The sequence below is a fragment of the Pseudomonas sp. CFBP 13719 genome (genome assembly GCF_014842095.1).
GTDB lineage: Bacteria > Pseudomonadota > Gammaproteobacteria > Pseudomonadales > Pseudomonadaceae > Aquipseudomonas.
Genome location: NZ_JACYVB010000007.1, coordinates 120,178 through 141,974, shown reverse-complemented (window position 1 = coordinate 141,974; position 21,797 = coordinate 120,178). Strand labels below are relative to the sequence as shown.

At 62.9% G+C, this 21,797-nt stretch carries 19 protein-coding genes; 11 read left to right on the top strand and 8 right to left on the bottom strand.

Annotated features, from left to right (window positions below):
- Nucleotides 1-53 precede the first annotated feature (53 nt).
- The 3 genes from rfbC to rfbB are packed head-to-tail and all read right to left on the bottom strand — an operon-like array spanning nt 54 to nt 2,550.
- Nucleotides 54-599, bottom strand: coding sequence for a dTDP-4-dehydrorhamnose 3,5-epimerase (gene rfbC / locus IFT57_RS20295; protein WP_122796228.1), 546 nt, complete (start codon nt 597-599; stop codon nt 54-56).
- Nucleotides 596-1,471, bottom strand: coding sequence for a glucose-1-phosphate thymidylyltransferase RfbA (rfbA, locus tag IFT57_RS20290; RefSeq protein WP_122479829.1), 876 nt, complete (start codon nt 1,469-1,471; stop codon nt 596-598). Before rfbA ends, rfbC begins: the two co-directional genes overlap by 4 nt.
- Nucleotides 1,468-2,550, bottom strand: coding sequence for a dTDP-glucose 4,6-dehydratase (gene rfbB, locus IFT57_RS20285; RefSeq protein WP_122479828.1), 1,083 nt, complete (start codon nt 2,548-2,550; stop codon nt 1,468-1,470). The genes rfbA and rfbB overlap by 4 nt, the downstream gene beginning before the upstream one ends.
- Before the next feature lie 267 nt (nt 2,551-2,817).
- Here rfbB and IFT57_RS20280 point away from each other — a divergent pair, with 267 nt between their 5' ends.
- From IFT57_RS20280 to IFT57_RS20265, 4 genes are all read left to right on the top strand, one after another.
- Nucleotides 2,818-5,730, top strand: coding sequence for an aminotransferase (locus IFT57_RS20280; RefSeq protein WP_192152482.1), 2,913 nt, complete (start codon nt 2,818-2,820; stop codon nt 5,728-5,730).
- Between the two features lie 100 nt (nt 5,731-5,830).
- On the top strand, nt 5,831-6,937 hold the full coding sequence (gene aguA, locus IFT57_RS20275; protein WP_192152481.1) for an agmatine deiminase: 1,107 nt from the start codon (nt 5,831-5,833) through the stop codon (nt 6,935-6,937).
- 269 nt (nt 6,938-7,206) lie between these two features.
- Nucleotides 7,207-8,496: an OprD family porin gene (locus IFT57_RS20270; RefSeq protein ID WP_192152480.1), complete on the top strand. Its 1,290-nt coding sequence runs from the start codon at nt 7,207-7,209 to the stop codon at nt 8,494-8,496.
- A 246-nt stretch (nt 8,497-8,742) separates the two neighbouring features.
- Nucleotides 8,743-9,666 (top strand): CAAX protease, encoded by a 924-nt coding sequence (locus tag IFT57_RS20265; protein WP_192152479.1) that lies wholly within the window; start codon nt 8,743-8,745, stop codon nt 9,664-9,666.
- 176 nt (nt 9,667-9,842) lie between these two features.
- On the opposite strand, the gene IFT57_RS20260 is transcribed toward IFT57_RS20265, so the two are convergent.
- Together IFT57_RS20260 and IFT57_RS20255 are read right to left on the bottom strand one after the other, a co-directional pair.
- On the bottom strand, nt 9,843-11,102 hold the full coding sequence (locus IFT57_RS20260; protein ID WP_122479824.1) for a cation:proton antiporter: 1,260 nt from the start codon (nt 11,100-11,102) through the stop codon (nt 9,843-9,845).
- Nucleotides 11,103-11,204: 102 nt separating this feature from the next.
- A complete protein-coding gene (locus IFT57_RS20255; RefSeq protein ID WP_192152478.1) occupies nt 11,205-12,374 on the bottom strand; it encodes an MFS transporter in 1,170 nt (389 codons plus the stop codon).
- 269 nt (nt 12,375-12,643) lie between these two features.
- On the opposite strand from IFT57_RS20255, the gene IFT57_RS20250 reads away from it, so the two are divergent.
- Complete coding sequence (locus IFT57_RS20250) at nt 12,644-13,030, top strand: MAPEG family protein (protein ID WP_192152477.1); 387 nt, start codon at nt 12,644-12,646, stop codon at nt 13,028-13,030.
- Nucleotides 13,031-13,085: 55 nt separating this feature from the next.
- Here the strand turns inward: IFT57_RS20250 and IFT57_RS20245 are convergent, their stop codons facing one another.
- The 3 genes from IFT57_RS20245 to IFT57_RS20235 form a co-directional block, all read right to left on the bottom strand.
- Entirely contained in the window at nt 13,086-13,493 is a 408-nt protein-coding gene (locus tag IFT57_RS20245; protein WP_122715920.1) for a DUF1090 domain-containing protein, read from the bottom strand.
- Between the two features lie 253 nt (nt 13,494-13,746).
- On the bottom strand, nt 13,747-14,940 hold the full coding sequence (gene metK / locus IFT57_RS20240; RefSeq protein WP_122796235.1) for a methionine adenosyltransferase: 1,194 nt from the start codon (nt 14,938-14,940) through the stop codon (nt 13,747-13,749).
- Nucleotides 14,941-14,952: 12 nt separating this feature from the next.
- The gene (locus IFT57_RS20235) at nt 14,953-15,954 is read right to left on the bottom strand and encodes an ArsR/SmtB family transcription factor (RefSeq protein WP_122796236.1); all 1,002 of its coding nucleotides are present in this window, start codon (nt 15,952-15,954) and stop codon (nt 14,953-14,955) included.
- A 192-nt stretch (nt 15,955-16,146) separates the two neighbouring features.
- Here IFT57_RS20235 and tkt point away from each other — a divergent pair, with 192 nt between their 5' ends.
- The 6 genes from tkt to IFT57_RS20205 all read left to right on the top strand — a co-directional run bounded on the left by tkt (nt 16,147) and on the right by IFT57_RS20205 (nt 21,751).
- Nucleotides 16,147-18,144 (top strand): transketolase, encoded by a 1,998-nt coding sequence (gene tkt / locus IFT57_RS20230; RefSeq protein WP_192152476.1) that lies wholly within the window; start codon nt 16,147-16,149, stop codon nt 18,142-18,144.
- A gap of 457 nt (nt 18,145-18,601) precedes the next feature.
- Nucleotides 18,602-19,657, top strand: a complete 1,056-nt coding sequence (gene epd / locus IFT57_RS20225) for an erythrose-4-phosphate dehydrogenase (protein WP_192152475.1) — start codon at nt 18,602-18,604, stop codon at nt 19,655-19,657.
- Between the two features lie 14 nt (nt 19,658-19,671).
- A complete protein-coding gene (locus IFT57_RS20220) occupies nt 19,672-20,835 on the top strand; it encodes a phosphoglycerate kinase (protein ID WP_122796239.1) in 1,164 nt (387 codons plus the stop codon).
- Between the two features lie 27 nt (nt 20,836-20,862).
- Complete coding sequence (locus tag IFT57_RS20215; protein WP_192152474.1) at nt 20,863-21,084, top strand: hypothetical protein; 222 nt, start codon at nt 20,863-20,865, stop codon at nt 21,082-21,084.
- 79 nt (nt 21,085-21,163) lie between these two features.
- Nucleotides 21,164-21,376, top strand: coding sequence for a hypothetical protein (locus IFT57_RS20210; protein ID WP_192152473.1), 213 nt, complete (start codon nt 21,164-21,166; stop codon nt 21,374-21,376).
- 48 nt (nt 21,377-21,424) lie between these two features.
- On the top strand, nt 21,425-21,751 hold the full coding sequence (locus IFT57_RS20205; RefSeq protein ID WP_122715912.1) for an MliC family protein: 327 nt from the start codon (nt 21,425-21,427) through the stop codon (nt 21,749-21,751).
- Nucleotides 21,752-21,797 lie beyond the last annotated feature (46 nt).

The window sequence follows — 21,797 nt, the reverse complement described above, 5'->3', positions numbered from 1 at the left end:
CGTAAACGCCGCGAAGCACGGTCGACATGCATCGCGACGTTACCGCAGGCCGATCACGGGAACACGTCGGCCTCTTCCAGGCGCTTGCCGGCCAAGTCCTTGGCCGACAGCGACGGCGCTGTGTCCAGTTGCCAGTCGATCGCCAACTGCTCGTCATCCCAGGCAATGCTGCGCTCGGACGACGGGTCGTAGTAGTCGGTGGTCTTGTAGAGGAACTCGGCGTACTCGCTCTGCACCACGAAACCGTGGGCGAAGCCCGGCGGAATCCACAACTGGCGGCTGTTCTGCGCGGACAGCTCGACGGCCACCCACTTGCCGAAGTTGGGCGAGCTGCGGCGGATGTCCACCGCCACGTCGAGCACTTGCCCGGTGACCACGCGAACCAGCTTGCCCTGGGCATGCTGCACCTGATAGTGCAGCCCGCGCAGCACGCCGCGAGCGGAGCGCGAATGGTTGTCCTGGACGAACGGCAGCGTCACGCCGGTGGCCTCCTGGAAGGCCTTGGCGTTGAAGCTTTCGTAGAAGAAGCCGCGCTCGTCACCGAAAACCTTCGGCTCGATGATCAACACATCGGGCAGGTCGGTAGCGATCACTTTCATCGGGTTTCTCCGGCCAGCGAGTACAGGTACTGACCATAGCCGGTCTTGCCGAAGTACTTGGCACGTACCAGCAGCTGCTCGCGGTCGATCCAGTGGTTCTGGTAGGCGATCTCTTCCAGGCAAGCCACTTTCAGGCCCTGACGGTGTTCGATGGTCTGCACGTATTGCGAAGCATCGAGCAGGCTGTCGTGGGTACCGGTGTCGAGCCAGGCAAAGCCGCGACCGAAGCGTTCCACGCGCAGGTCGCCGCGTTCCAGGTAGGCGTTGTTGACGTCGGTGATTTCCAGTTCGCCACGGGGCGATGGCTGGACATCCTTGGCGATGCGCACCACGTCGTTGTCGTAGAAGTACAGGCCGGTGACCGCATAGCTGGACTTGGGCTCGGTCGGCTTCTCTTCGATGGACAGTGCGCGCCCGTCCTGGTCGAACTCGACCACGCCGAAACGTTCCGGATCCTTGACCCAGTAGCCGAACACGGTGGCGCCGGTCGGGTGCGCCGAAGCACGCTTGAGCTGGTCGCTGAAGTGCTGGCCGTGGAAGATGTTGTCGCCCAGGATCAGGCACACCGGGTCTTCGCCGATGAATTCCTCACCGATCAGGAACGCCTGCGCCAGGCCGTCCGGCGCGGGCTGTTCGGCGAACTGGATGTTGATCCCGAACTGGCTGCCGTCGCCCAGCAACTGGCGGTATTGCGGCAGGTCCTGGGGGGTGGAGATCAGCAGGATCTCGCGAATGCCGGCCAGCATCAGTACCGAGATCGGGTAGTAGATCATCGGCTTGTCGTAGATGGGCAGCAGTTGCTTGGAAACACCCAGGGTAATGGGGTGCAGGCGGGTGCCGGAGCCCCCGGCCAGAACGATACCTTTCATCATGCGATCAAATCCTTAGGTTCGGTGAAGCCCAGGCGTTCACCTTGATAACTGCCGTCCTGTACGCGACGGCACCATTGAAGATTGTCCAGGTACCACTGCACGGTCTTGCGCAGGCCGGTCTGGAAGGTTTCCTGCGGCACCCAGCCCAGTTCGCGCTCGATCTTGCTGGCGTCGATGGCATAGCGCACATCGTGCCCCGGGCGGTCCTTGACGAAGGTGATCAGGTCGGCATAGTGCGCCACGCCGTCCGGACGCTGTGGCGCCAGTTCGTCGAGCAGGCCGCAGATGCTGCGCACCACGTCGATGTTCTTCTGTTCGTTGTGGCCGCCGATGTTGTAGGTCTCGCCGACCACGCCTTCGGTGACGACCTTGAACAGGGCGCGGGCATGGTCTTCGACGTACAGCCAGTCACGCACTTGCATGCCGTTGCCATACACCGGCAGTGGCTTGCCGGCCAAGGCGTTGAGAATCACCAGCGGAATGAGTTTCTCCGGGAAGTGATACGGGCCGTAGTTGTTCGAGCAGTTGGTGATCAGCACAGGCAGGCCGTAGGTGCGCTGCCAGGCGCGTACCAGGTGGTCGGAGGCCGCCTTGCTGGCCGAGTACGGCGAGCTTGGCGCGTACGGTGTGGTTTCGGTGAACAGGTCGTCCACGCCATGCAGGTCGCCATAGACCTCGTCGGTGGAAATATGGTGGAAGCGAAAGGCTTCGCGTTCGGCCGCCGGCAGGTGCTGCCAGTAGCCACGGGTGGCTTCGAGCAAGGCGTAGGTGCCGACCACGTTGGTCTGGATGAACTCGCCCGGCCCGTCGATGGAGCGGTCGACGTGGGATTCGGCCGCCAGGTGCATGATCGCGTGGGGCTGGAAGCGCGCCAGCACGGCGCTGACCGCGGCCTGGTCGGCAATGTCGGCCTGGACGAATTCGTAGCGGCTGTCGCTGGCGATTTCAGCCAGTGACTCGAGGTTGCCGGCGTAGGTCAGCTTGTCGAGGTTGAGTACTTCGTGCTCGGTGTTGGCGATCAGGTGACGCACCAGTGCCGAGCCAATGAAACCGGCGCCGCCGGTGATGAGAATGCGCATGTCGAAAGCCTTCTTCCTGAGCTGACAATGATTCGTTGCAGCCTAGCTTGTGTGGATGGGCGCGGCGGTGCAAGCCCGGTTTGTCAAACGAATGTGCAACGGTGTTCCGCGCCAGGCCTGTTCATGGACGATACAGGCCTGGCGCGACGTGGTTCAACGGCAGCCTGGCTGCGCGATGGTGTCGCGAGCGGTAGCGTTGCCGACGGTGGAAATCCTGCGCGGCGAACCGCTACAGTACTTGCAAATCAGCCCATCGAGGTTTCATTCATGCTGCTCGACACGCTCGTGCATCGCGCCAGTCGTCCCAACCCCGTGGTGAGTATCGAACAGGCGCAGGCATTGTTGTTCGAGCATTACGGCCTGCAAGGTCAGCTGCACAGCCTGGGCAGCCAGCAAGACCTCAACTTTCGCGTGGAAAGCGCCCAGCATCGCTGGGTGCTGAAGTTCTGTCACGACGACGCGGCCCCTCAGGCGATCGCGGCCCAGCATGAGGCGATGCGGCATCTGGCTGGCCACGGCCTTGCAGTACCACAGGCACTGGCTGCCCTCGACGGTCGCGATACCCTTGCCGTACACCTGGGCCAGCAGCGCCTGCAGATGCGCGTGTTGAGCTATCTGGACGGTCAGCCGCTGACTCGCCTCAAGCATCTGGGGCCGGTGGCGATCGCGCGCATCGGTCAGCTGTGCGGCGAGGTAGACCGTGCCTTGCTCGACTTTCAACACCCTGGCCTTGCGCGCACGCTGCAATGGGACCCGCGACATGCGCATAAGTTGCTTGATCATCTGTTGCCGGCGCTTGGCGATCCGGGGCAGCGCGGCCGGGTGGTCGACATGGCGTTCCAGGCGCAGCGTCGACTGGGTGCGGTCAGTGCCGATCTGCCGCTGCAGGCGGTGCATCTGGACATCACCGATGACAACAGTGTCTGGCAGCGTGATGCCGACCTGCGCTGGCAGCTTGCGGGCCTGATCGACTTCGGTGATCTGGTGCACACCTGGCGGGTGGCGGACCTGGCGGCGACCTGCGCTGCGCTGCTGCATCATGGCCATGGCGATCCGTTCGCGGTGTTGCCGGCAGTGGCAGCCTATCATCGGGTCAATCCGCTCGAGCAAGCGGAGCTGCGTGCCTTATGGCCATTGGTGGTGCTGCGGGCAGCGGTGCTGGTGTCGAGCAGCGCCCGGCAGCTGAGCGTGGCGCCGGACAACGACTATATCCGGGCCAATGTCGAGCATGAGTGGGAAATCTTCGACATAGCTACCGCAGAACCATTCGAATTGATGGAAGCGGCAATTTTCAGCAGTGTGGGGCAGAGCATACCCGAATCAGCCGGAGATGGCATATTGCCTTTGTTTGCCGGCGTGACGCATTCGACAGTTTGTCGAGTGGACTTGAGCGTGCTGGGCGAGCATTTCGCGGACGGCAATTGGGAGCAAGCGAATATCGACGAACGGCTGCTGAGCGATGCCGCAGCGGGCAGCGGCTGGGCCTGCACGGGGTATGGTGAGTATCGCCTCTCGCGCACTCGCATCGATACCAGCGCGGCGTCGGCGACCTGCGCGCTGCACGTGCAGGTTCAGGCGCCGCCTGGCACCAACCTGCAGGCGCCCTGGGCTGGCACGCTGAAGCGGTTGGCAGATGCCAGCGTGGTGCTCGAAGGTCCTTCCTTGAGCCTGCACCTATGGGGGCTCGACTGCCCAAGCCCGGCGGGGACCGTGCTGGCTGCGGGCGCACCGTTGGGCAAGGTCGACGGTGCGCTGCTGGTGCAGTTGTGCCGCAGCCCCGACGTGAGCCCGCCACTGTTCTGCACGCCGGCGCGGGCGGCGGCCTGGCAGTTTCTGTGCCCGTCGCCGGCAGATGTACTGGGCATGGATTGCAACGCGCCGCTACCGCCCGACGCGGGTCTGCTGCTGCAGCGGCGCGACGCCAGTTTCGCCCGCTCGCAGAAGCATTATTACCAGGCGCCGCCGCAGATCGAGCGCGGCTGGCGCAACCATCTGATCGACATGCACGGCCAGTCGTACCTGGACATGCTCAACAACGTCGCGGTGCTCGGCCATGGGCACCCGCGCATGGCCCAGGTGGCGGCGCGGCAATGGTCACTGCTCAATACCAACTCACGCTTTCACTATGCAGCGATCGCCGAGTTTTCCGAGCGCCTGCTGGCACTCGCGCCGCCAGGTTTCGATCGCGTGTTCCTGGTCAACAGCGGCACCGAGGCCAACGATCTGGCGATCCGCCTGGCCTGGGCAGCCAGCGGCGGGCGCGACATGCTCAGCATGCTCGAGGCCTACCATGGCTGGTCGGTGGCCACCGATGCCATTTCCACCTCCATCGCCGACAACCCGCAGGCGTTGAGCACGCGACCGGACTGGGTCCATCCGGTCATGGCGGCCAACAGCTACCGCGGTACCTTCCGTGGCGCCGAATGCACTGCAGGCTACGTCTGCAGTGTCGACGACACCTTGCGTCAGCTGGATGCGCAGGACCGCCGGCTGGCCGGTTTCATCTGCGAGCCGGTGTACGGCAACGCCGGCGGCATAGCGTTGCCCGAGGGCTACCTGCAACAGGTCTATGACCGTGTTCGCGCGCGGGGCGGGCTGTGCATCGCCGACGAAGTGCAGGTCGGCTACGGGCGTCTGGGCGAGTACTTCTGGGGGTTCGAACAGCAAGGCGTGGTGCCGGACATCATCACCATGGCCAAGGGCATGGGCAATGGTCACCCGCTGGGCGCGGTGATTACCCGTCGCGAAATTGCCGAGGCGCTGGAGGCCGAGGGGTATTTCTTCTCATCGTCCGGTGGCAGCCCGGTCAGTTGCCGCATCGGCCTGGCAGTGCTCGATGTGATGGCCGAAGAAGGGCTGTGGGAGAACGCAAAGGTGGTCGGCGGGCACTTCAAGGCGCGCTTGCAAGGGTTGCTCGACCAGCATCCGCTGGTGGGCGCCGTGCACGGGTCCGGGTTCTATCTGGGCCTGGAGCTGGTGCGCGATCGCCATAGCCTGGCGCCGGCGACGCAGGAGACGGCGCTGCTGTGCGAGCGGTTGCGGGAACTGGGCATCTTCATGCAGCCCACCGGTGACCACCTGAACATCCTCAAGATCAAGCCGCCGATGGTGACCACCCGGCAGAGCGTGGATTTCTTCGTCGACTGCGTGGCGCAGGTGCTGGACGAACTGGCCTGTTGAAGTCCCCTTGGCGAGCCCTGCGCCGGGCGTGTTTCACGATCCCCTCGACAACCTGTAGAGTGCGCCCATACCTTTTCATGGACCACCGGAGCCCTGACCCATGACCACGCTCGACAGTACCCCTCGCGCCGACGGTTTCCACATGCCGGCCGAATGGGCGCCCCATACCCAGACCTGGATGCTGTGGCCCGAGCGCCCGGACAACTGGCGCCTGGGCGGCAAGCCGGTGCAGGCGGCGCATGTCGCCCTGGCCAAGGCCATCGCGCGTTTCGAGCCGGTCACCGTCGGGGTGTCTGCCGGGCAGTACGACAACGCGCGCGCGCGCCTGGACGTGCCGAACATTCGCGTGGTCGAAATGAGCAGCGACGATGCCTGGATGCGTGATACCGGGCCGACCTTCGTGATCGACCAGAGCGGCCAGGTGCGCGGTGTGGACTGGGCGTTCAATGCGTGGGGCGGTTTTGCCGGCGGCCTCTACGCGCCCTGGAACCGTGACGAGCAGGTGGCGAGCAAGGTGCTGGACATGGAGCGCTGCCAGGGTTACCACACGCAAGGTTTCGTGCTTGAAGGCGGCTCGATCCACGTGGACGGCGAAGGTACGCTGATCACCACCGAGGAATGCCTGCTCAACCGCAATCGCAACCCGCACCTGGACCGCGAGCAGATCGAACGGATCCTGGCTGATCATCTGGCAGTGGACAAGATCATCTGGCTTCCCGACGGCCTGTTCAACGACGAGACCGACGGGCACGTCGACAACTTCTGCTGCTACGTGCGCCCTGGGGAAGTGCTGCTGGCCTGGACCGACGACGCAAGTGACCCGAACTATGCCCGTTGCCAGGCTGCCTTGCAGGTGCTGGAAAACAGCGTCGATGCCAAGGGCCGGGCGCTGGTGGTGCACAAGATGCCGATTCCCGGGCCTCTGTATGCCACTCAGGAGGAGTGCGATGGCGTCGATCTGGTCGCCGGCAGCCAGGAGCGTCACCCGTCCGTGCGCCTGGCCGGTTCCTACGTGAACTTCCTGATCGTCAACGGTGGCATCATCGCGCCCAGCTTCGACGATCCGCTCGACAGCCAGGCGCAGGCCTTGTTGCAGCAGCTGTTTCCCGAGCACGAAGTGGTGATGGTGCCGGGCCGTGAATTGCTGCTCGGTGGCGGCAACATCCATTGCCTGACCCAGCAGCAGCCGGCGCCGATGCGCGGCTGAGGTAGGCTGACCAGCCTTTGAAGCCCGACGTGATGTCGGGCTTTTTTGTGGGCGTTATGCCGCAAAGCGACCTGCTTATAGCGACAAAGTTTCACGAAATTTTGACTTTCGCATCCTCCCATCGCTAGGATCCGACCCCGCGCACTGGTCCGCATAGACCCTGCCCCGACCTCCGAACGCCTGTTGCAGAGCCCTGCGCTGGCGATGCGGACGGCGGGAAACGAGCGGGTGGCCGTGTTGCGTCCTCACTGGTGATTAGGGAAAACAAGATGTTGAACAAGAAACTGGCTGTCCTCGCGCTGGGCGTGATGGCGGCGACCCAGGCCATGGCCAGCGAGCAGGCCGATGCCAAGGGCTTCGTCGAAGACAGCCACCTCGACGTACTGCTGCGCAACGCCTATATCAGTCGTGACTACAAGCATGGCGGGCAGGACAAGGCCGAGTGGGGCCAGGGTGTGATCGCCAAGTTCAATTCCGGTTTCACCCAGGGTACGGTCGGCGTTGGCGTCGACGCCTTTGGCCTGTACGCCCTGCGCCTGGACGGCGGCACCGGTCGCGCCGGTGCCGGCGGTATCGACTTCTTCAAGCGTGGCGGTACTTCGGACGATCCGAGCAGTGCGCCCCACGACCTGGCCCGCGCCGGCGCAGCGGTGAAGGTGCGCATCTCCAATACGGTGATCAAGTACGGCGACCAGATGCCGGCGCTGCCTGTGCTCAACTTCGACGATTCGCGCCTGTTGCCGGAAAGCTTCACCGGCACCCTGATCACCTCCAAGGAAATCGATGGCCTGGTGCTCAACGCCGGCCGCTTCACCCAGGAAGCGCGCAAGAGCGCCGAAGCCCGCGACAGCGGTGGCCTGAAGAAGATCGACGTGTACGGCGGCAGCTATCAGTTCAGCGACAGCCTGACCGGTGCCTTGTATGCCTCGGATGTCGAAGACCGGCTGAAGAGGCAGTACGTCAACCTCAACTACGTGCTGGCCCTGCCGAGCGAACAGTCGCTGACGTTTGATTTCAACGGCTACCGCTCGCACCTGGACAAGGACTACGCCAGCACGCTGGGTACCGGCCAGGACAACAAGATCTGGAGCCTGGCCGCGACCTGGGCCTTCGGTCCGCACTCGCTGACCCTGGCACACCAGCGCAGCACGGGCGATACCGGCTACAACTACGGTTTCTATCAGAACGCCGGTGGCGTGGGCGACGGTGGCTCGACCATTTTCCTGGCCAACTCGTACTGGTCGGACTTCAACGCCGAAGACGAAGTCTCCTGGCAACTGGGCTACGGCATCGACTTCCGCACATTCGGCGTGCCGGGCCTGACCTACAAGGTGGCCTACGTGCGTGGCGACAACATCCGTACCCCGACGGGCGATGGCCAGGAACGCGAGATCTTCAACCAGGTCCAGTACGTGGTGCAGAACGGCCCGGCCAAGGACCTGACCCTGCGCTTGCGCGGCTCGTGGTTGCGCACCTCGGACAACGTCCGTGCTTCGGGCTACAACGATGACGGCAACGAAGTACGCGCTTTCGTCGAGTACCCGATCAACATCTTCTGATGTCGATACGGCACTGAAAAAGAACCCCGCATTCGCGGGGTTTCTTGTTTTGTGAGTACGCACGCGCCAGAAACGAAAACCCCGGCTCGAGGCCGGGGCGGGTGTTTCGTGGTCTTTGCAATGAGTCGTAGGCTTTCGCCAATTGGAACTCATTGCCAACCTGTGTGCCGATGCTACGGTCGGTTGACACGCGTGTCAACCCATCGCTATACAAGGAAAAAACGCGCCGCCAGAAGGAAGCTGAGCATGCCGCATACCGTCCAGTACCGACCTGTGCTGATTGATGAATTGATCAGCACACACAGAATCGCCAGCTACAGCAAGGTGTTTTCCACGAGGACAGATGCAGAGCTGGTGGGTGCATACTTATGGAACTCGCACGCTTGCGCGGCGCTATATCCGTTGCTGAATGCAACGGAAATTACGCTTAGAAATGCCATTGATGCGGCCCTTGCAGCGGATCTTGGGAAGTTCTGGTGGAAGCGAGGCACATTGCAATACAGAAGTCATGCGTCAGGGGCTGCGACGCAGCCCTATCCGGTAAGTCATTTGGCTGGAAACTTTTCATCAGCCTACAACGCGGCACAAAAGGAGCGTTCAAGGCGAATGGGCAGAACGTTCAAAGGCGCTCCAGAGCATCAGGAAGTCGTCTCGAAGACAGAGTTCTCAACGTGGGAATTCATTCTCGACAGCGAATACATGGGTAACAATTTGATTTGGCCCAAGCATCTGGGCACGGTATTCAAGGGGATTTGGCCCACTACTTCCGCTGCAAGCATGCTGAAGCAATGCCGGGAGCGTGTTTCGCTGGTTCGTAACTTCAGGAATCGGGTCTTTCATCACGAGCCTGCATGGAAGCGTTCTGGAGTCACCAACGAACAGCAAGCGGTGACTCACCTCCATGAAAAAATTCACAGGATTACCCAACTGATTGCCTGGGTTTCACCTGAGAAAATTGATCTGTTGGAAAAGTGTGGTGCTATCAAAAGCGCTTACCGAGCCTGTTCACTGGGTGAAATCGAAAGGTTCAAATACCAGTCGAAAACGATAACGGTCAACAGCATGCCAAAGCTCATCAAGGTCGCTCAGGTAGCCAGCACTCGTGACGTTGTGATGCAAGTGGCTATCTACGGGAAGCGTAAGGCGTTTTACACAGTGCATCCTGGCTGACAAGGGTGTCATCTCGGCAAGACACCTGATGCCTCTGGTATCAGGCTACTCATCGGTGTTGCAGCCTGAAGGTAATCACCGCTCCCACCTTCACGCCATGAATCTGCGGGTCGTGACAGCAGCTTCGGGATACGCCACGTGCTAACACGGCTGTCCGCTTCTCTATCTCACGACGATCAATGCTCGCGCACGGCCTGTGTATCCGGCTCGCGGGTCACGGCCTTGACCAGTTTGCCGATGCTCAGGCCCTGCAGCAGGATCGAGGACAGCACGACGATGTAGGTGATGCTCAGCAGCAGGTCGCGTTCCGGGCCGATTGGCAGGGCCAGGGCCAGGGCGACCGAGACGCCGCCGCGCAGGCCACCCCAGGTAAGCACGCGAATGGTGCCGCGCGGGACGCTGCGAAAGCGCCGCAGCAGCAGAATCGCCGGGGCCACCGTGAGCAACCGCGAGAGCAGGATCGCCACGGCCAGCAGGGAGGCTGCGAACAGGTGCAGCCAGGAGAACGGCAGCAGCAACAGCTCCAGGCCGATCAAGGCGAACAGCAGCGCATTGAGGATGTCGTCGAGCAACTCCCAGAAGCCGTCCATATAGCGCCGGGTCATGTCGTTCATCGCCAGGTTGCGCCCCAGGTTGCCGATGATCAGCCCGGCCACCACCATCGCGATCGGCGCCGACACATGCAGCTCGTAGGCCATGGCCGAGCCGCCGATCACCAGTGCCAGGGTCAGCATCACCTCGACCTGGTACTGCTCGATGCTCTTGATCATGCGATAAACGATGTAGCCGATCAGGCCGCCGAACAGCGCGCCGCCCACGGCTTCATGCAGGAACAGCATGGCCGTCGCGCCCGCCGTCGGTGTCTCGCCCAGCTGGGCGATGCCCAGCAGCACGGTGAACACCACCACCGCCGTGCCGTCGTTGAACAGCGATTCGCCGACGATGGTGGTCTTGAGCGGTTTGGAAGCATTGGCCGTGCGCAACACGCCCAGCACCGCGATCGGGTCGGTGGGTGAAATCAAGGCGCCGAACAGCAGGCAATACAGGAAGCTGACGTGCCAGCCGAACAGGCCGAAGATCCAGAAGGCCAGAGCGCCGATGACGAAGGTGGCGATCAGCACGCCGAAAGTGGCCAGCAGCCCGATCGGCCAGCGGTAGTTACGCAGGTCGGCGAGGTTAACGTGCAGGGCGCCGGCGAACAGCAGGAAGGACAGCATCCAGTTCATCAGCAGATCGCCGAAGTCGATCTGGTTCATCAGTGCTTCGACTCGCTCCTCCAGGCCGGGGTAGCCGATGAAGCTCAAGCCCTGCAGGATCAGCGAGAACAGCAGGGCAGTCACCATCACGCCGATGGTCGGAGGCAGGCCGATGAAGCGGAAATTCACATAGGTCAGCAATGTGGTGAGGCAGATGAATGTGGCAACTAGCTCGAGCATCCGGGCTCCTTTGATCAAATGATGAAAATTTCTCGATAGATCAGGTCTATCAAACGCTGCAGTGTTGTTGGATGTTGCCATGTGCCCGAACGGCACAATCACTCATCCCGCGGCGTTGACTGCCGCTGTCGGCCGGCGCTGCCAATGGATGAACACCGCGGCGAGCACCAAGGTACCGATGCCGGTGATGGCGCCGGTCCACGGCAAGTCCACCAGCGGTGCACCACTGGCCACCACCAGGCCGCCGACCCAGGCGCCCGCGGCGTTGCCCAGGTTGAAGGCGCTCTGGTTGAGGGTCGAGCCCAGATTCGGTGCCTCATGTGCCTGGTCGATGATCAGCAATTGCAGGATCGGACACAGCGCGAAGGCGAACACGCCCCATGCCAGCAATGTCAGCGCGGCCGGGATCAGCGAGCTGCTGGTTTGAGTGAACAGGGCCAGGATCAACACCACGGCAATGGCCATGCCCACCAGCGAGGGCAGCAGGCGCGAGTCGGCCAGACGGCCACCGAGCATGCTGCCGATGGTCAGGCCGACGCCGAAGAGCAGCAGCATCACGGTGATGCCGTGGGCGCTGACGCCGGTAACGTCCTGCAGGATCGGTGCAATGTAAGTGAACACACTGAACAGGCTGCAGGAGGCCATCGCGCTCATGGCCAGGGGCAGCAAAACGTTGGGCTTGCGCAGCACGCGGAACTCGCGGGCCAGGTTGCCGCGTTCCATGGGAATGGCCTTGGGCAGCCAGACGATCTGCGCCAGCAGGGCAATGATGCCGATCACCGAGACGGCCCAGAACGTGGAGCGCCAGCCGGCGAACTGGCCCAACGCCGTGCCCAGCGGTACCCCCAGCACGTTGGCCAGGGTCAGTCCGGTGAACATCAGGGCGATGGCCTGGGCGCGCTTGTTCGGCGCCACCAGGCCTGCGGCCACTACCGAGCCGATTCCGAAGAACGCTCCATGGCACAGGGCCGTGATGATTCGGGCGCCCATCAGCGTGGCGTAATTGGGCGCCAGCGCGCACAGCACGTTGCCAAGGATGAACATCAAGGTCATGCCCAGCAGGGTAGCCTTGCGCGGCAGGTTGGCGGTGAGCACCGCCAGCACCGGCGCGCCGAAGACCACGCCCAGGGCATAGCCGGTGATCAGCAGGCCCGCATCCGGGATGCTCACGGACAGGTCCTGCGCGACATCGGTGAGCAGGCCCATGATGACGAATTCGGTAGTGCCGATGCCGAATGCGGCGACGGCCAATGCAAACAATGCAAGTGGCATGCGAATGTTCTCGAGTAGGAGGGTGAGTTGCCCGATAAGGCATGCGCCAGCCTCCGCATGAACTGCAGAGAACACGATTTATTGGAATAGGAGCGCAAAAGGATGCAGCGATACAGCGGCGCGTATTATAGGGAATGCCGGAAAAGCGGCCAAATTGATAATTGCAATGGAACTCTGGGGTGGCGAACCTTTCACGGTGCCCGTCCTCTTACTCTATGCGGGGCGTGCATGGGCACATCGCTGTTGACTACTTGGACAAGGAACTCTGTATGACCGTCGCCTTCTGGTGTGTCTTGATCGCTTTGGTATTGCCCTACGCATGCGCCTATATCGCCAAGTTCACGGGCGGCAACTTCGGCTTGCGCCACAACCATGATCCGCGTGCCTACCTCGACTCGTTGGAGGGCTTGCCCAAGCGGGCCCACGCCGCGCAGTTGAACAGTTTCGAGATTCTTCCCGGCTTCATCGCTGCAGTGGTCATTTCCGATATCGTCGGCAATGCGCAACAAGTGACCCTGGATGTACTGGCAGTGGTGTTCGTCACTTCACGTCTGCTGTACATCATCTGCTATCTGGCCGATTGGGCTGCGTTGCGCTCGTTGGTGTGGTTCACCGGATTCGCGATCATCGTCAGTTACTTCTTCGTCTCCATGTAGCGGCACTTTGCGTGCAGGCGGCGGATCATCGAGATGACTCGCCGCGCAATACTCGTTACTTGTCCAGCTCATCCATCGCTTCCTGCAGTTCCTTTCGCGACTCTGCGAGTTTGTCCTTGCGCTTGTTGATCTTCTCCGAATCGCCTTTCTTCATGGCTTTGTCCAGGTCGCTTTGACGCTTGCTGACTTCGCGCTTGGCATCCAGCACTTTGCCTTCACGCTCCTTGCGTAGCGAGTTATCGGTGCAATTGGTCTGGATCTCGCGCAGTGCGGTGCTCAGCCCATCGACCTGATTCTGGTTGCCGTTGGCCTTGGCAACGGCGATCTGGGCCTGCACGTTCTGCTGCTTGGCGGCGCAACCGGTGGCCACTGCCGCCACGGCGGGGGCAGGAGCAGCAGCCATTGCCGGGGCGGCCAGCATACCGGTGACCAGCAATGCACACAGGGAAGAAAGCTTGTTCATGGTGACTCCGTGAATATGATTCTGAATAGTTGACGATGAATTGAAGTAACTGTCTGTAGGACGCGTCCTATTCGTGGCACCGCGTATCGAGATGCTGCAGTGGCCCACGACATGATCCCTCCATTGAAGGACCTTTTGCCGGCCAGGTCAAAGCTGTCTCGTCTCAGGCAGGCCAGCGCTGTTGGCGACGACACGAAAAAAAAGCCCCGGCCAGTCACCCGGCCGGGGCTTTTCGTGCGCTGCTGCCAGGCGCTTACTTGAGGCCGGCGGCGTCGCGCAGGGCGGCGGCACGGTCAGTGCGCTCCCAGGTGAACGCAGTGAAGGTGTCGTCGCCTACGGTCATTTCCACCGGCGCCCGGCCGAAGTGGCCGTAGGCAGCGGTGGCCTGGTACATCGGGTGCAGCAGGTCGAGCATGGTGGTGATGGCATACGGGCGCAGGTCGAAGTGCGCACGCACCAGCTTGACGATCTGCTCGTCGCTGATCTTGCCGGTGCCGAAGGTGTTGATCGAGATCGACGTGGGCTGGGCCACGCCGATGGCGTAGGACACCTGGATCTCGCAGCGCTCGGCCAGGCCGGCGGCGACGATGTTCTTGGCCACGTAGCGACCGGCGTAGGCCGCAGAGCGGTCCACCTTGGACGGGTCCTTGCCGGAGAACGCACCGCCGCCGTGGCGGGCCATGCCGCCGTAGCTGTCGACGATGATCTTGCGTCCGGTCAGGCCGCAGTCACCCACCGGGCCACCGATGATGAAGTTGCCGGTCGGGTTGATGTGGAACTGGGTGTCCTTGTGCAGCAGTTCGGCCGGCAGCACGTGCTTGACGATCAGTTCCATCACGCCTTCGCGCAGGTCGCTGTAGGACACGTCCGGGTTGTGCTGGGTCGACAGCACCACCGCGTCGATACCCACGACCTTGCCGCCTTCGTATTGGCAGGTCACCTGCGACTTGGCATCGGGACGCAGCCACGGCAGCAGACCGGACTTGCGCGCTTCGGCCTGGCGCTCGACCAGGCGATGCGAAAAGCATATCGGCGCCGGCATCAGCACGTCGGTTTCGTTGCTGGCATAGCCGAACATCAGGCCCTGGTCGCCCGCGCCCTGATCTTCCGGCCTGCTGCGGTCCACGCCCTGGGCGATGTCCACCGACTGCTTGCCGATGATGTTCATGACCGCACAGGTGGCGCCGTCGAAGCCGACATCGGAGCTGTTGTAGCCGATGTCGACGATGACCTTGCGCACGATGTCTTCCAGGTCGACCCAGGCCGACGTACTGACTTCGCCGGCGATGATCGCCACGCCGGTCTTGACCAGGGTTTCGCAGGCCACGCGGGCGAACTTGTCCTGGGTGATGATGGCGTCCAGCACTGCGTCGGAAATCTGGTCGGCGATCTTGTCCGGGTGTCCTTCAGAGACGGACTCGGAGGTAAAAAGGGAGTATTCGCTCATCTCGACGGTTTCCTAAATTGACCGATGGTGAGTGTCGCCAGCCGGCCGCGAGAAATGTCGGACCTGAATCTGGAAACCATTACGTAAGCCCACGTAGAGGCTCTCTCCGGGTACAAGCCCCGCAGCGGTGGCCCAACGGGCCAGATCTTCCTGTTCGAAACCCAACCAGAGATCACCGCAGGCCTCCTTGGCCCAACTCTGGTTGTGGCTGCACAATTCTGTGACCAAAAGACTGCCACCCGGTTGCACGCGCTGGGCCAGATGGCCGAGCGCCTGCTGCGGGTCGCTGAAGTGGTGCAGGACCATGTTCAGCACCACGCAGTCGGCGCGCAGGCTGGTGGGTGCCAAGGCATCGGCCAGCTCCAGGCGCACGTTGCCCAACTGCTCGCGGGCGCAGACCTGACGGGCCAGCTCAAGCATGGCCGGGCTGTTGTCCTGCGCCGTGACCTGGGCAAAGCGCCGCGCCAGCTCGGGCAAGAAGCCGCCATCGCCAGGGCCCACTTCCAGGGCGCTGGCCTGGCTGGCGAAGCTGAGTTTGTCGAGCAGGGCCAGCAGGCTTTCGCGGTACTGCGGCAAGCCGGCGATGAGGTCCTGCTGGGCGCGGAATTTCTCTTCCGTGCGCGAGAAGAAATCTTCGCTGGCCGCCGCGCGCTGGCGCTGCACCACGGCCATGCGCACCTGGGCCTCGGCCGGCAGGCTCAAGGCGTCGACTTCTTCGAGCAAGGCGCTGTGCAGGCGCCCGCCCAGCGCACGACCGTTGGGCAGGGCGCGGCGGTAGAAAATCGCGTTGCCCTCGCGGCGGGTAGCCACCAGGTCGGCCTGGGCAAGCACCTTGAGGTGATGGCTCATGCCCGACTGACCCACTGCAAAGATCTGCGCCAGCTCGAGCACGCCGAACGAATCGCTGGCCAGCGCGCGCAGCACGTTGAGGCGCAGTGGGTCGCCGCCGGCCTTGCACAGGGCCGCCAGATCGTCACTTGCCTGATGGTCGAAAGCAGGGGCGCGCAGGTTCATAGGTTCGGCAGTCTAGTGAGCGATGCGCAGCCTCGCAAGACCAATATCAAAAAGTTTTGATATTGGTTCGGGCCTGGTGCGGCCTTGGATTTGCCAGCGGGGGCAAATGTCCGATTGCCCAACCCCCTGCCGGTGGGGGAAAATGCCGTTCTTTGTTGTATCCCTGCCTACACAGACCCCAGGAGATAAGCGATGCCCAGCCGTCGTGAGCGCGCCAATGCCATTCGTGCACTGAGCATGGATGCCGTGCAAAAAGCCAACAGCGGCCACCCGGGTGCCCCTATGGGCATGGCGGATATCGCCGAAGTGCTGTGGCGTGACTTCCTCAAGCACAACCCGGCCAACCCGGCGTTCGCCAACCGCGACCGTTTCGTCATGTCCAACGGCCATGGCTCGATGCTGGTCTATTCGCTGTTGCACCTCACCGGCTACGACCTGGGCATCGAGGACCTGAAGAACTTCCGCCAGCTGCACAGCCGCACCCCGGGCCACCCCGAGTACGGCTACACCCCAGGCGTGGAAACCACCACCGGCCCACTGGGCCAGGGCCTGGCCAACGCGGTGGGCTTCGCGCTCGCGGAAAAGGTGCTGGCAGCGCAGTTCAACCGCGACGGCCACAAGATCGTCGATCACAACACCTACGTGTTCCTCGGCGACGGCTGCATGATGGAAGGCATCTCCCACGAGGTCAGTGCCCTGGCCGGCACCCTGGGTCTGGGCAAGCTGATCGCTTTCTACGATGACAACGGCATCTCCATCGACGGCGAAGTCGAGGGCTGGTTCACCGACGACACGCCGAAACGCTTCGAAGCCTACGGCTGGCAGGTGATTCGCAACGTCGACGGCCACGATGCGGACGAAATCAAGACCGCCATCGAGACCGCGCGCAAGAGCGAGCAGCCGACCCTGATCTGCTGCAAGACCACCATCGGCTTTGGCTCGCCGAACAAGCAGGGCAAGGAAGACTGCCACGGCGCGCCACTGGGTGCCGAAGAAATCGCCCTGACCCGCGCCGCGCTGAAGTGGAACCACGGCCCGTTCGAAATCCCGGCCGACATCTACAAGGAATGGGACGCCAAGGAAGCCGGCGTTGCCGTGGAAGCCGAGTGGAACCAGCGCTTCGCTGCCTATTCCGCTGCCTATCCGGAGCTGGCCAACGAATTCGTGCGACGCATGAGCGGTGAGCTGCCAGCCGATTTCTCCGAAAAAGCCAGCGCCTACATCGCCGAAGTGGCCGCCAAGGGCGAGACCATCGCCAGCCGCAAGGCCAGCCAGAACGCGTTGAACGCCTTCGGCCCGTTGCTGCCGGAAATTCTCGGTGGCTCGGCCGACCTGGCCGGCTCCAACCTCACCCTGTGGAAAGGCTGCAAGGGTGTCGAAGCAGATGACGCCGCCGGCAACTACATCTATTATGGCGTACGCGAATTCGGCATGAGCGCGATCATGAACGGCATCGCCCTGCATGGCGGCTTCGTGCCGTACGGCGCGACCTTTCTGATCTTCATGGAATACGCCCGCAACGCGGTACGCATGTCGGCGCTGATGAAGAAGCGCGTGATCTACGTATTTACCCACGACTCCATCGGTCTGGGCGAAGATGGCCCGACCCACCAGCCGATCGAACAGCTGGCGAGCCTGCGCTGCACCCCGAACCTCGACACCTGGCGTCCTGCCGATGCGGTCGAGTCGGCGGTAGCATGGAAATTCGCCCTGGAGCGCAACGACGGTCCATCGGCGCTGATCTTCTCCCGTCAGAACCTAGATCACCAGACCCGCGACCAGGCCCAGTTGGCCGACATCACCCGTGGCGGTTATGTGCTCAAGGATTGTACCGGCGAGCCTGACCTGATCCTGATTGCCACAGGTTCGGAAGTTGGCTTGGCCGTCAAAGCCTTCGACAAGCTGACCGAGCAGGGCCGCAACGTGCGTGTCGTGTCGATGCCCTGCACCAGCGTGTTCGACGCGCAGGACGCAGGCTACAAGCAGTCGGTGTTGCCGCTGCAGGTCAGCGCGCGCATCGCCATCGAGGCGGCGCATGCCGACTACTGGTACAAGTACGTGGGCCTGGAAGGCCGCGTGATCGGCATGACCAGCTTTGGCGAGTCGGCACCGGCGCCGGCCTTGTTCGAAGAGTTCGGCTTCACCCTGGAGAACATCCTGGCCACCGCCGAAGAGCTGCTGGAAGACTGATCCACACTCTCGTAGGAGCGGTCATCGGCCGCGAAGGGCTCGCTGCGGTGTGTCAGGTGTACGGCGGTGCGGCTTTCGCGGCCATGGACCGCTCCTACGGGGATTGCGGACAGTCTGTAGGAGCGGTCATCGGCCGCGAAGGGCGCGCTGCTGTGTGTCAGGTGCACCGCGGTGCGGCTTTCGCGGCCATTGACCGCTCCTACGGGGATTGCGGACAGTCTGTGGGAGCGGTCATCGGCCGCGAAGGGCGCGCTGCGGTGTGTCAGGTGCACCGCGGTGCGGCTTTCGCGGCCACGGGCCGCTCCTACGGGGATTGCGGACAGTCTGTGGGAGCGGTCATCGGCCGCGAAGGGTGCGCTGCGGTGTGTCAGATGTACCGCGGTGCGGCTTTCGCGGCCACGGGCCGCTCCTACGGGTGGTCCTCGGATGCTCATAACAATTCCAGGCGTACTTGCTCATGTCTTCTTCACGCCCCTACAGAGTCGCTCTCAACGGTTACGGCCGCATCGGTCGCTGCGTACTGCGTGCATTGTGCGAGCGCGGTACGCAGGCCGAGTTCGAGGTGGTGGCGATCAACGACCTGGCCGACATGGCCAGCATCGAATACCTCACGCGCTTCGATTCGACCCACGGCCGCTTTCCCGGTGAAGTCACGGTGGATGCCGACCACCTGTTGATCAACGGGCAACGCATACGCGTCATCCGCAGTGCCACTCCCGAAGCGATCGACTGGGCCGCGCTCGACATCGACCTGGTGCTCGAATGCTCCGGTGCCTACAACACCCGCGGCGACGGCCAGCGTTTCCTGGCCGCCGGCGCACCGGCCGTGCTGTTTTCCCAGCCCATGGCCAGCGAAGCCGACGTCGATGCCACCATCGTGTTCGGTATCAATCAGAATTGCCTCACCGGACGCGAACGGCTGGTTTCCAACGCGTCCTGCACCACCAATTGCGGCGTGCCGCTGTTGCGCCTGCTGGATCAGGCCATCGGCCTGGAATACGTGTCCATCACCACCATTCACTCGGCCATGAACGACCAGCCGGTGATCGACGCCTACCATCACGAAGACCTGCGCCGTACGCGCTCGGCGTTCCAGTCGGTCATTCCGGTTTCCACCGGCCTGGCCCGTGGCATCGAACGGCTGTTGCCGGAACTTGCCGGTCGAATCCAGGCCAAAGCTGTGCGCGTGCCGACCGTCAACGTGTCATGCCTGGACATTACCCTGCAGATGGCGCGCGACACCTGCGCGGTGGAGGTCAATCGAATCCTGCATGACGCGGCGCGCAGTGGCCCGTTGCAGGGGCTGCTGGCCTACACTGAGTTGCCGCACGCCAGTTGTGATTTCAACCACGACCCTCATTCGGCCATCGTCGATGCCAGCCAGACCCGCGTTTCCGGCCCGCGACTGGTGAACCTGCTGGCCTGGTTCGACAACGAATGGGGTTTTGCCAATCGAATGCTCGACGTCGCGGGGCACTACCTGCGCGTCATGAACAATTCCAAACGAGCTTGAAAGGACTGAACGCAATGACCGTGTTGAAGATGACCGACCTCGACCTGCAAGGTAAGCGCGTATTGATTCGCGAAGACCTCAACGTACCCGTCAAGGATGGCAAGGTAACCAGCGACGCGCGCATCCTCGCCTCGTTGCCCACCATCAAGCTGGCCCTGGAGAAGGGTGCGGCGGTGATGGTCTGCTCGCACCTTGGCCGGCCCACCGAAGGCGAATTCTCCGCCGAGAACAGCCTCAAGCCAGTGGCCGAGTACCTGAGCAAGGCCTTGGGCCGCGACGTGCCGCTGGTGGCCGACTACCTGGACGGCGTCCAGGTCAATGCCGGTGACGTGGTGCTGTTCGAGAACGTGCGCTTCAACAAGGGCGAGAAAAAGAACGCCGACGAGCTGGCCCAACGCTACGCGGCGCTGTGCGACGTGTTCGTGATGGACGCGTTCGGCACGGCGCACCGCGCCGAAGGCTCGACCCACGGCGTGGCCAAGTTCGCCAAGGTCGCCGCTGCCGGCCCGCTGCTGTCCGCAGAGCTTGAAGCTCTGGGCAAGGCGCTGGGCGCCCCGGCCAAGCCGATGGCCGCCATCGTTGCCGGTTCCAAGGTCTCGACCAAGCTGGACGTGCTCAATAGCCTCAGCGGCATCTGCGACCAGCTGATCGTGGGCGGTGGCATTGCCAACACCTTCCTGGCCGCTGCCGGGCACAAGGTCGGCAAATCGCTGTACGAGCCTGACTTGCTGGACACCGCCCGCGCCATCGCGGCCAAGGTCAGCGTGCCGCTGCCGGTCGATGTGGTGGTGGCCAAGGAGTTCGCCGAAAGCGCCGAAGCCACGGTCAAGCTGATTGCCGATGTGGCCGATGACGACATGATCCTCGACATCGGTCCACAGACCGCCGAGCACTTCGCCGAGTTGCTCAAGTCGTCCAAGACCATTCTGTGGAATGGCCCGGTCGGCGTGTTCGAGTTCGATCAGTTCAGCAACGGCACCCAAGTGCTGGCCAAGGCGATTGCGCAGAGCCCGGCCTTTTCCATCGCCGGTGGCGGCGATACCCTGGCGGCCATCGACAAGTACGGCGTCGCTGGCGACATCTCCTACATCTCGACCGGTGGCGGTGCGTTTCTCGAGTTCGTCGAGGGCAAGGTGCTGCCGGCCGTTGAAATGCTGGAACAGCGGGCCAAGGCCTGACGCCCTGTGAGTCTGGAGGAGAAACGGATGCTCAAGGCACCTGCCCTGGCGTTGCTGATCGGCCTGCTGGCCGGTTGTTCCGGTGCGCCGGCAACCTCGGTCGACGACGGCCCGACGGCTATCCCTGGCGGCTGTTCACAGTCGCAGTGGCAGGCTGAAAGCATCCCGGTGGTCGGCAAGCGCATGGGGCCTGAGGCACTGGAACGCTACGAGCCGGAACAGCAGGCGCAGGCACCGGGTTGTCCGTGAGGGCAACCAATGGTGCTCGCCAAGGGTCTCCTGTGGTGAGTCTCACGTTTATCATTGCTTCGCGCAAAAGGAGTTCACCATGAAGATCAGTTCCGCGACATTCGGTTTGGCTACCCTGCTGGCAGCGGTGCTGTCCAGCGGCTGCATGAGTTCAGGCGCCGGCAGCGCCTGTGAGGTGTTCAGCCCGGTGTCGGTGGTGACGCCCACGACTCAGGACGATCAACGGGTGCAGACCAACTCCACGGGTGCGCCGGCCGGTGCCCAGAACACGGCGCAGGATTGCGGGTCGTAAGCCAATGCTTGATGGCGGCAGCAGTGCCCCGTGCTCAGAGGTATATGAATGAAAGGCGGTATGGCAATAATGGCAATGGCGCTGCTCTCCGGCTGCGCTTATCTGGACAAACCGATGCCGGTGTCGCCCGACTGGACACGCTGGCAGTGCGATAGCCAGGTCGAGGTGCAATGGCGTTACAGTGCCGCCGACAAAAGCGCGATGCAAGTGCGCCTGGCCGGCAGCGACAAGCAATACGCCTTGACGCCCCAGGCGGGTGCCGAGGGCGAGCTGTTCAGCGATGGTGTGCTGGCGTTCCACAAGAAAGGTGACGAAGGCCTGGTGTACTGGGTCGCCACCGACGATTTGATTGGCCGGGGCTGCAAGGCTCCGTGACGGCTGGGCCCATTGCGCCAGCCCGATGATAGGCATTACTTCAATA

Coding starts and splice junctions, on each gene's coding strand:
- IFT57_RS20245 (WP_122715920.1), bottom strand. CDS start 13,493: ATGAACAAGCTTTCTTCCCTGTGTGCATTGCTGGTCACCGGTATGCTG.
- tkt (WP_192152476.1), top strand. CDS start 16,147: ATGCCCAGCCGTCGTGAGCGCGCCAATGCCATTCGTGCACTGAGCATG.
- rfbB (WP_122479828.1), bottom strand. CDS start 2,550: ATGCGCATTCTCATCACCGGCGGCGCCGGTTTCATTGGCTCGGCACTG.
- IFT57_RS20250 (WP_192152477.1), top strand. CDS start 12,644: ATGACCGTCGCCTTCTGGTGTGTCTTGATCGCTTTGGTATTGCCCTAC.
- rfbA (WP_122479829.1), bottom strand. CDS start 1,471: ATGATGAAAGGTATCGTTCTGGCCGGGGGCTCCGGCACCCGCCTGCAC.
- IFT57_RS20270 (WP_192152480.1), top strand. CDS start 7,207: ATGTTGAACAAGAAACTGGCTGTCCTCGCGCTGGGCGTGATGGCGGCG.
- IFT57_RS20260 (WP_122479824.1), bottom strand. CDS start 11,102: ATGCTCGAGCTAGTTGCCACATTCATCTGCCTCACCACATTGCTGACC.
- IFT57_RS20255 (WP_192152478.1), bottom strand. CDS start 12,374: ATGCCACTTGCATTGTTTGCATTGGCCGTCGCCGCATTCGGCATCGGC.
- metK (WP_122796235.1), bottom strand. CDS start 14,940: ATGAGCGAATACTCCCTTTTTACCTCCGAGTCCGTCTCTGAAGGACAC.
- aguA (WP_192152481.1), top strand. CDS start 5,831: ATGACCACGCTCGACAGTACCCCTCGCGCCGACGGTTTCCACATGCCG.
- rfbC (WP_122796228.1), bottom strand. CDS start 599: ATGAAAGTGATCGCTACCGACCTGCCCGATGTGTTGATCATCGAGCCG.
- IFT57_RS20210 (WP_192152473.1), top strand. CDS start 21,164: ATGAAGATCAGTTCCGCGACATTCGGTTTGGCTACCCTGCTGGCAGCG.
- IFT57_RS20280 (WP_192152482.1), top strand. CDS start 2,818: ATGCTGCTCGACACGCTCGTGCATCGCGCCAGTCGTCCCAACCCCGTG.
- IFT57_RS20235 (WP_122796236.1), bottom strand. CDS start 15,954: ATGAACCTGCGCGCCCCTGCTTTCGACCATCAGGCAAGTGACGATCTG.
- IFT57_RS20220 (WP_122796239.1), top strand. CDS start 19,672: ATGACCGTGTTGAAGATGACCGACCTCGACCTGCAAGGTAAGCGCGTA.
- epd (WP_192152475.1), top strand. CDS start 18,602: ATGTCTTCTTCACGCCCCTACAGAGTCGCTCTCAACGGTTACGGCCGC.
- IFT57_RS20215 (WP_192152474.1), top strand. CDS start 20,863: ATGCTCAAGGCACCTGCCCTGGCGTTGCTGATCGGCCTGCTGGCCGGT.
- IFT57_RS20205 (WP_122715912.1), top strand. CDS start 21,425: ATGAAAGGCGGTATGGCAATAATGGCAATGGCGCTGCTCTCCGGCTGC.
- IFT57_RS20265 (WP_192152479.1), top strand. CDS start 8,743: ATGCCGCATACCGTCCAGTACCGACCTGTGCTGATTGATGAATTGATC.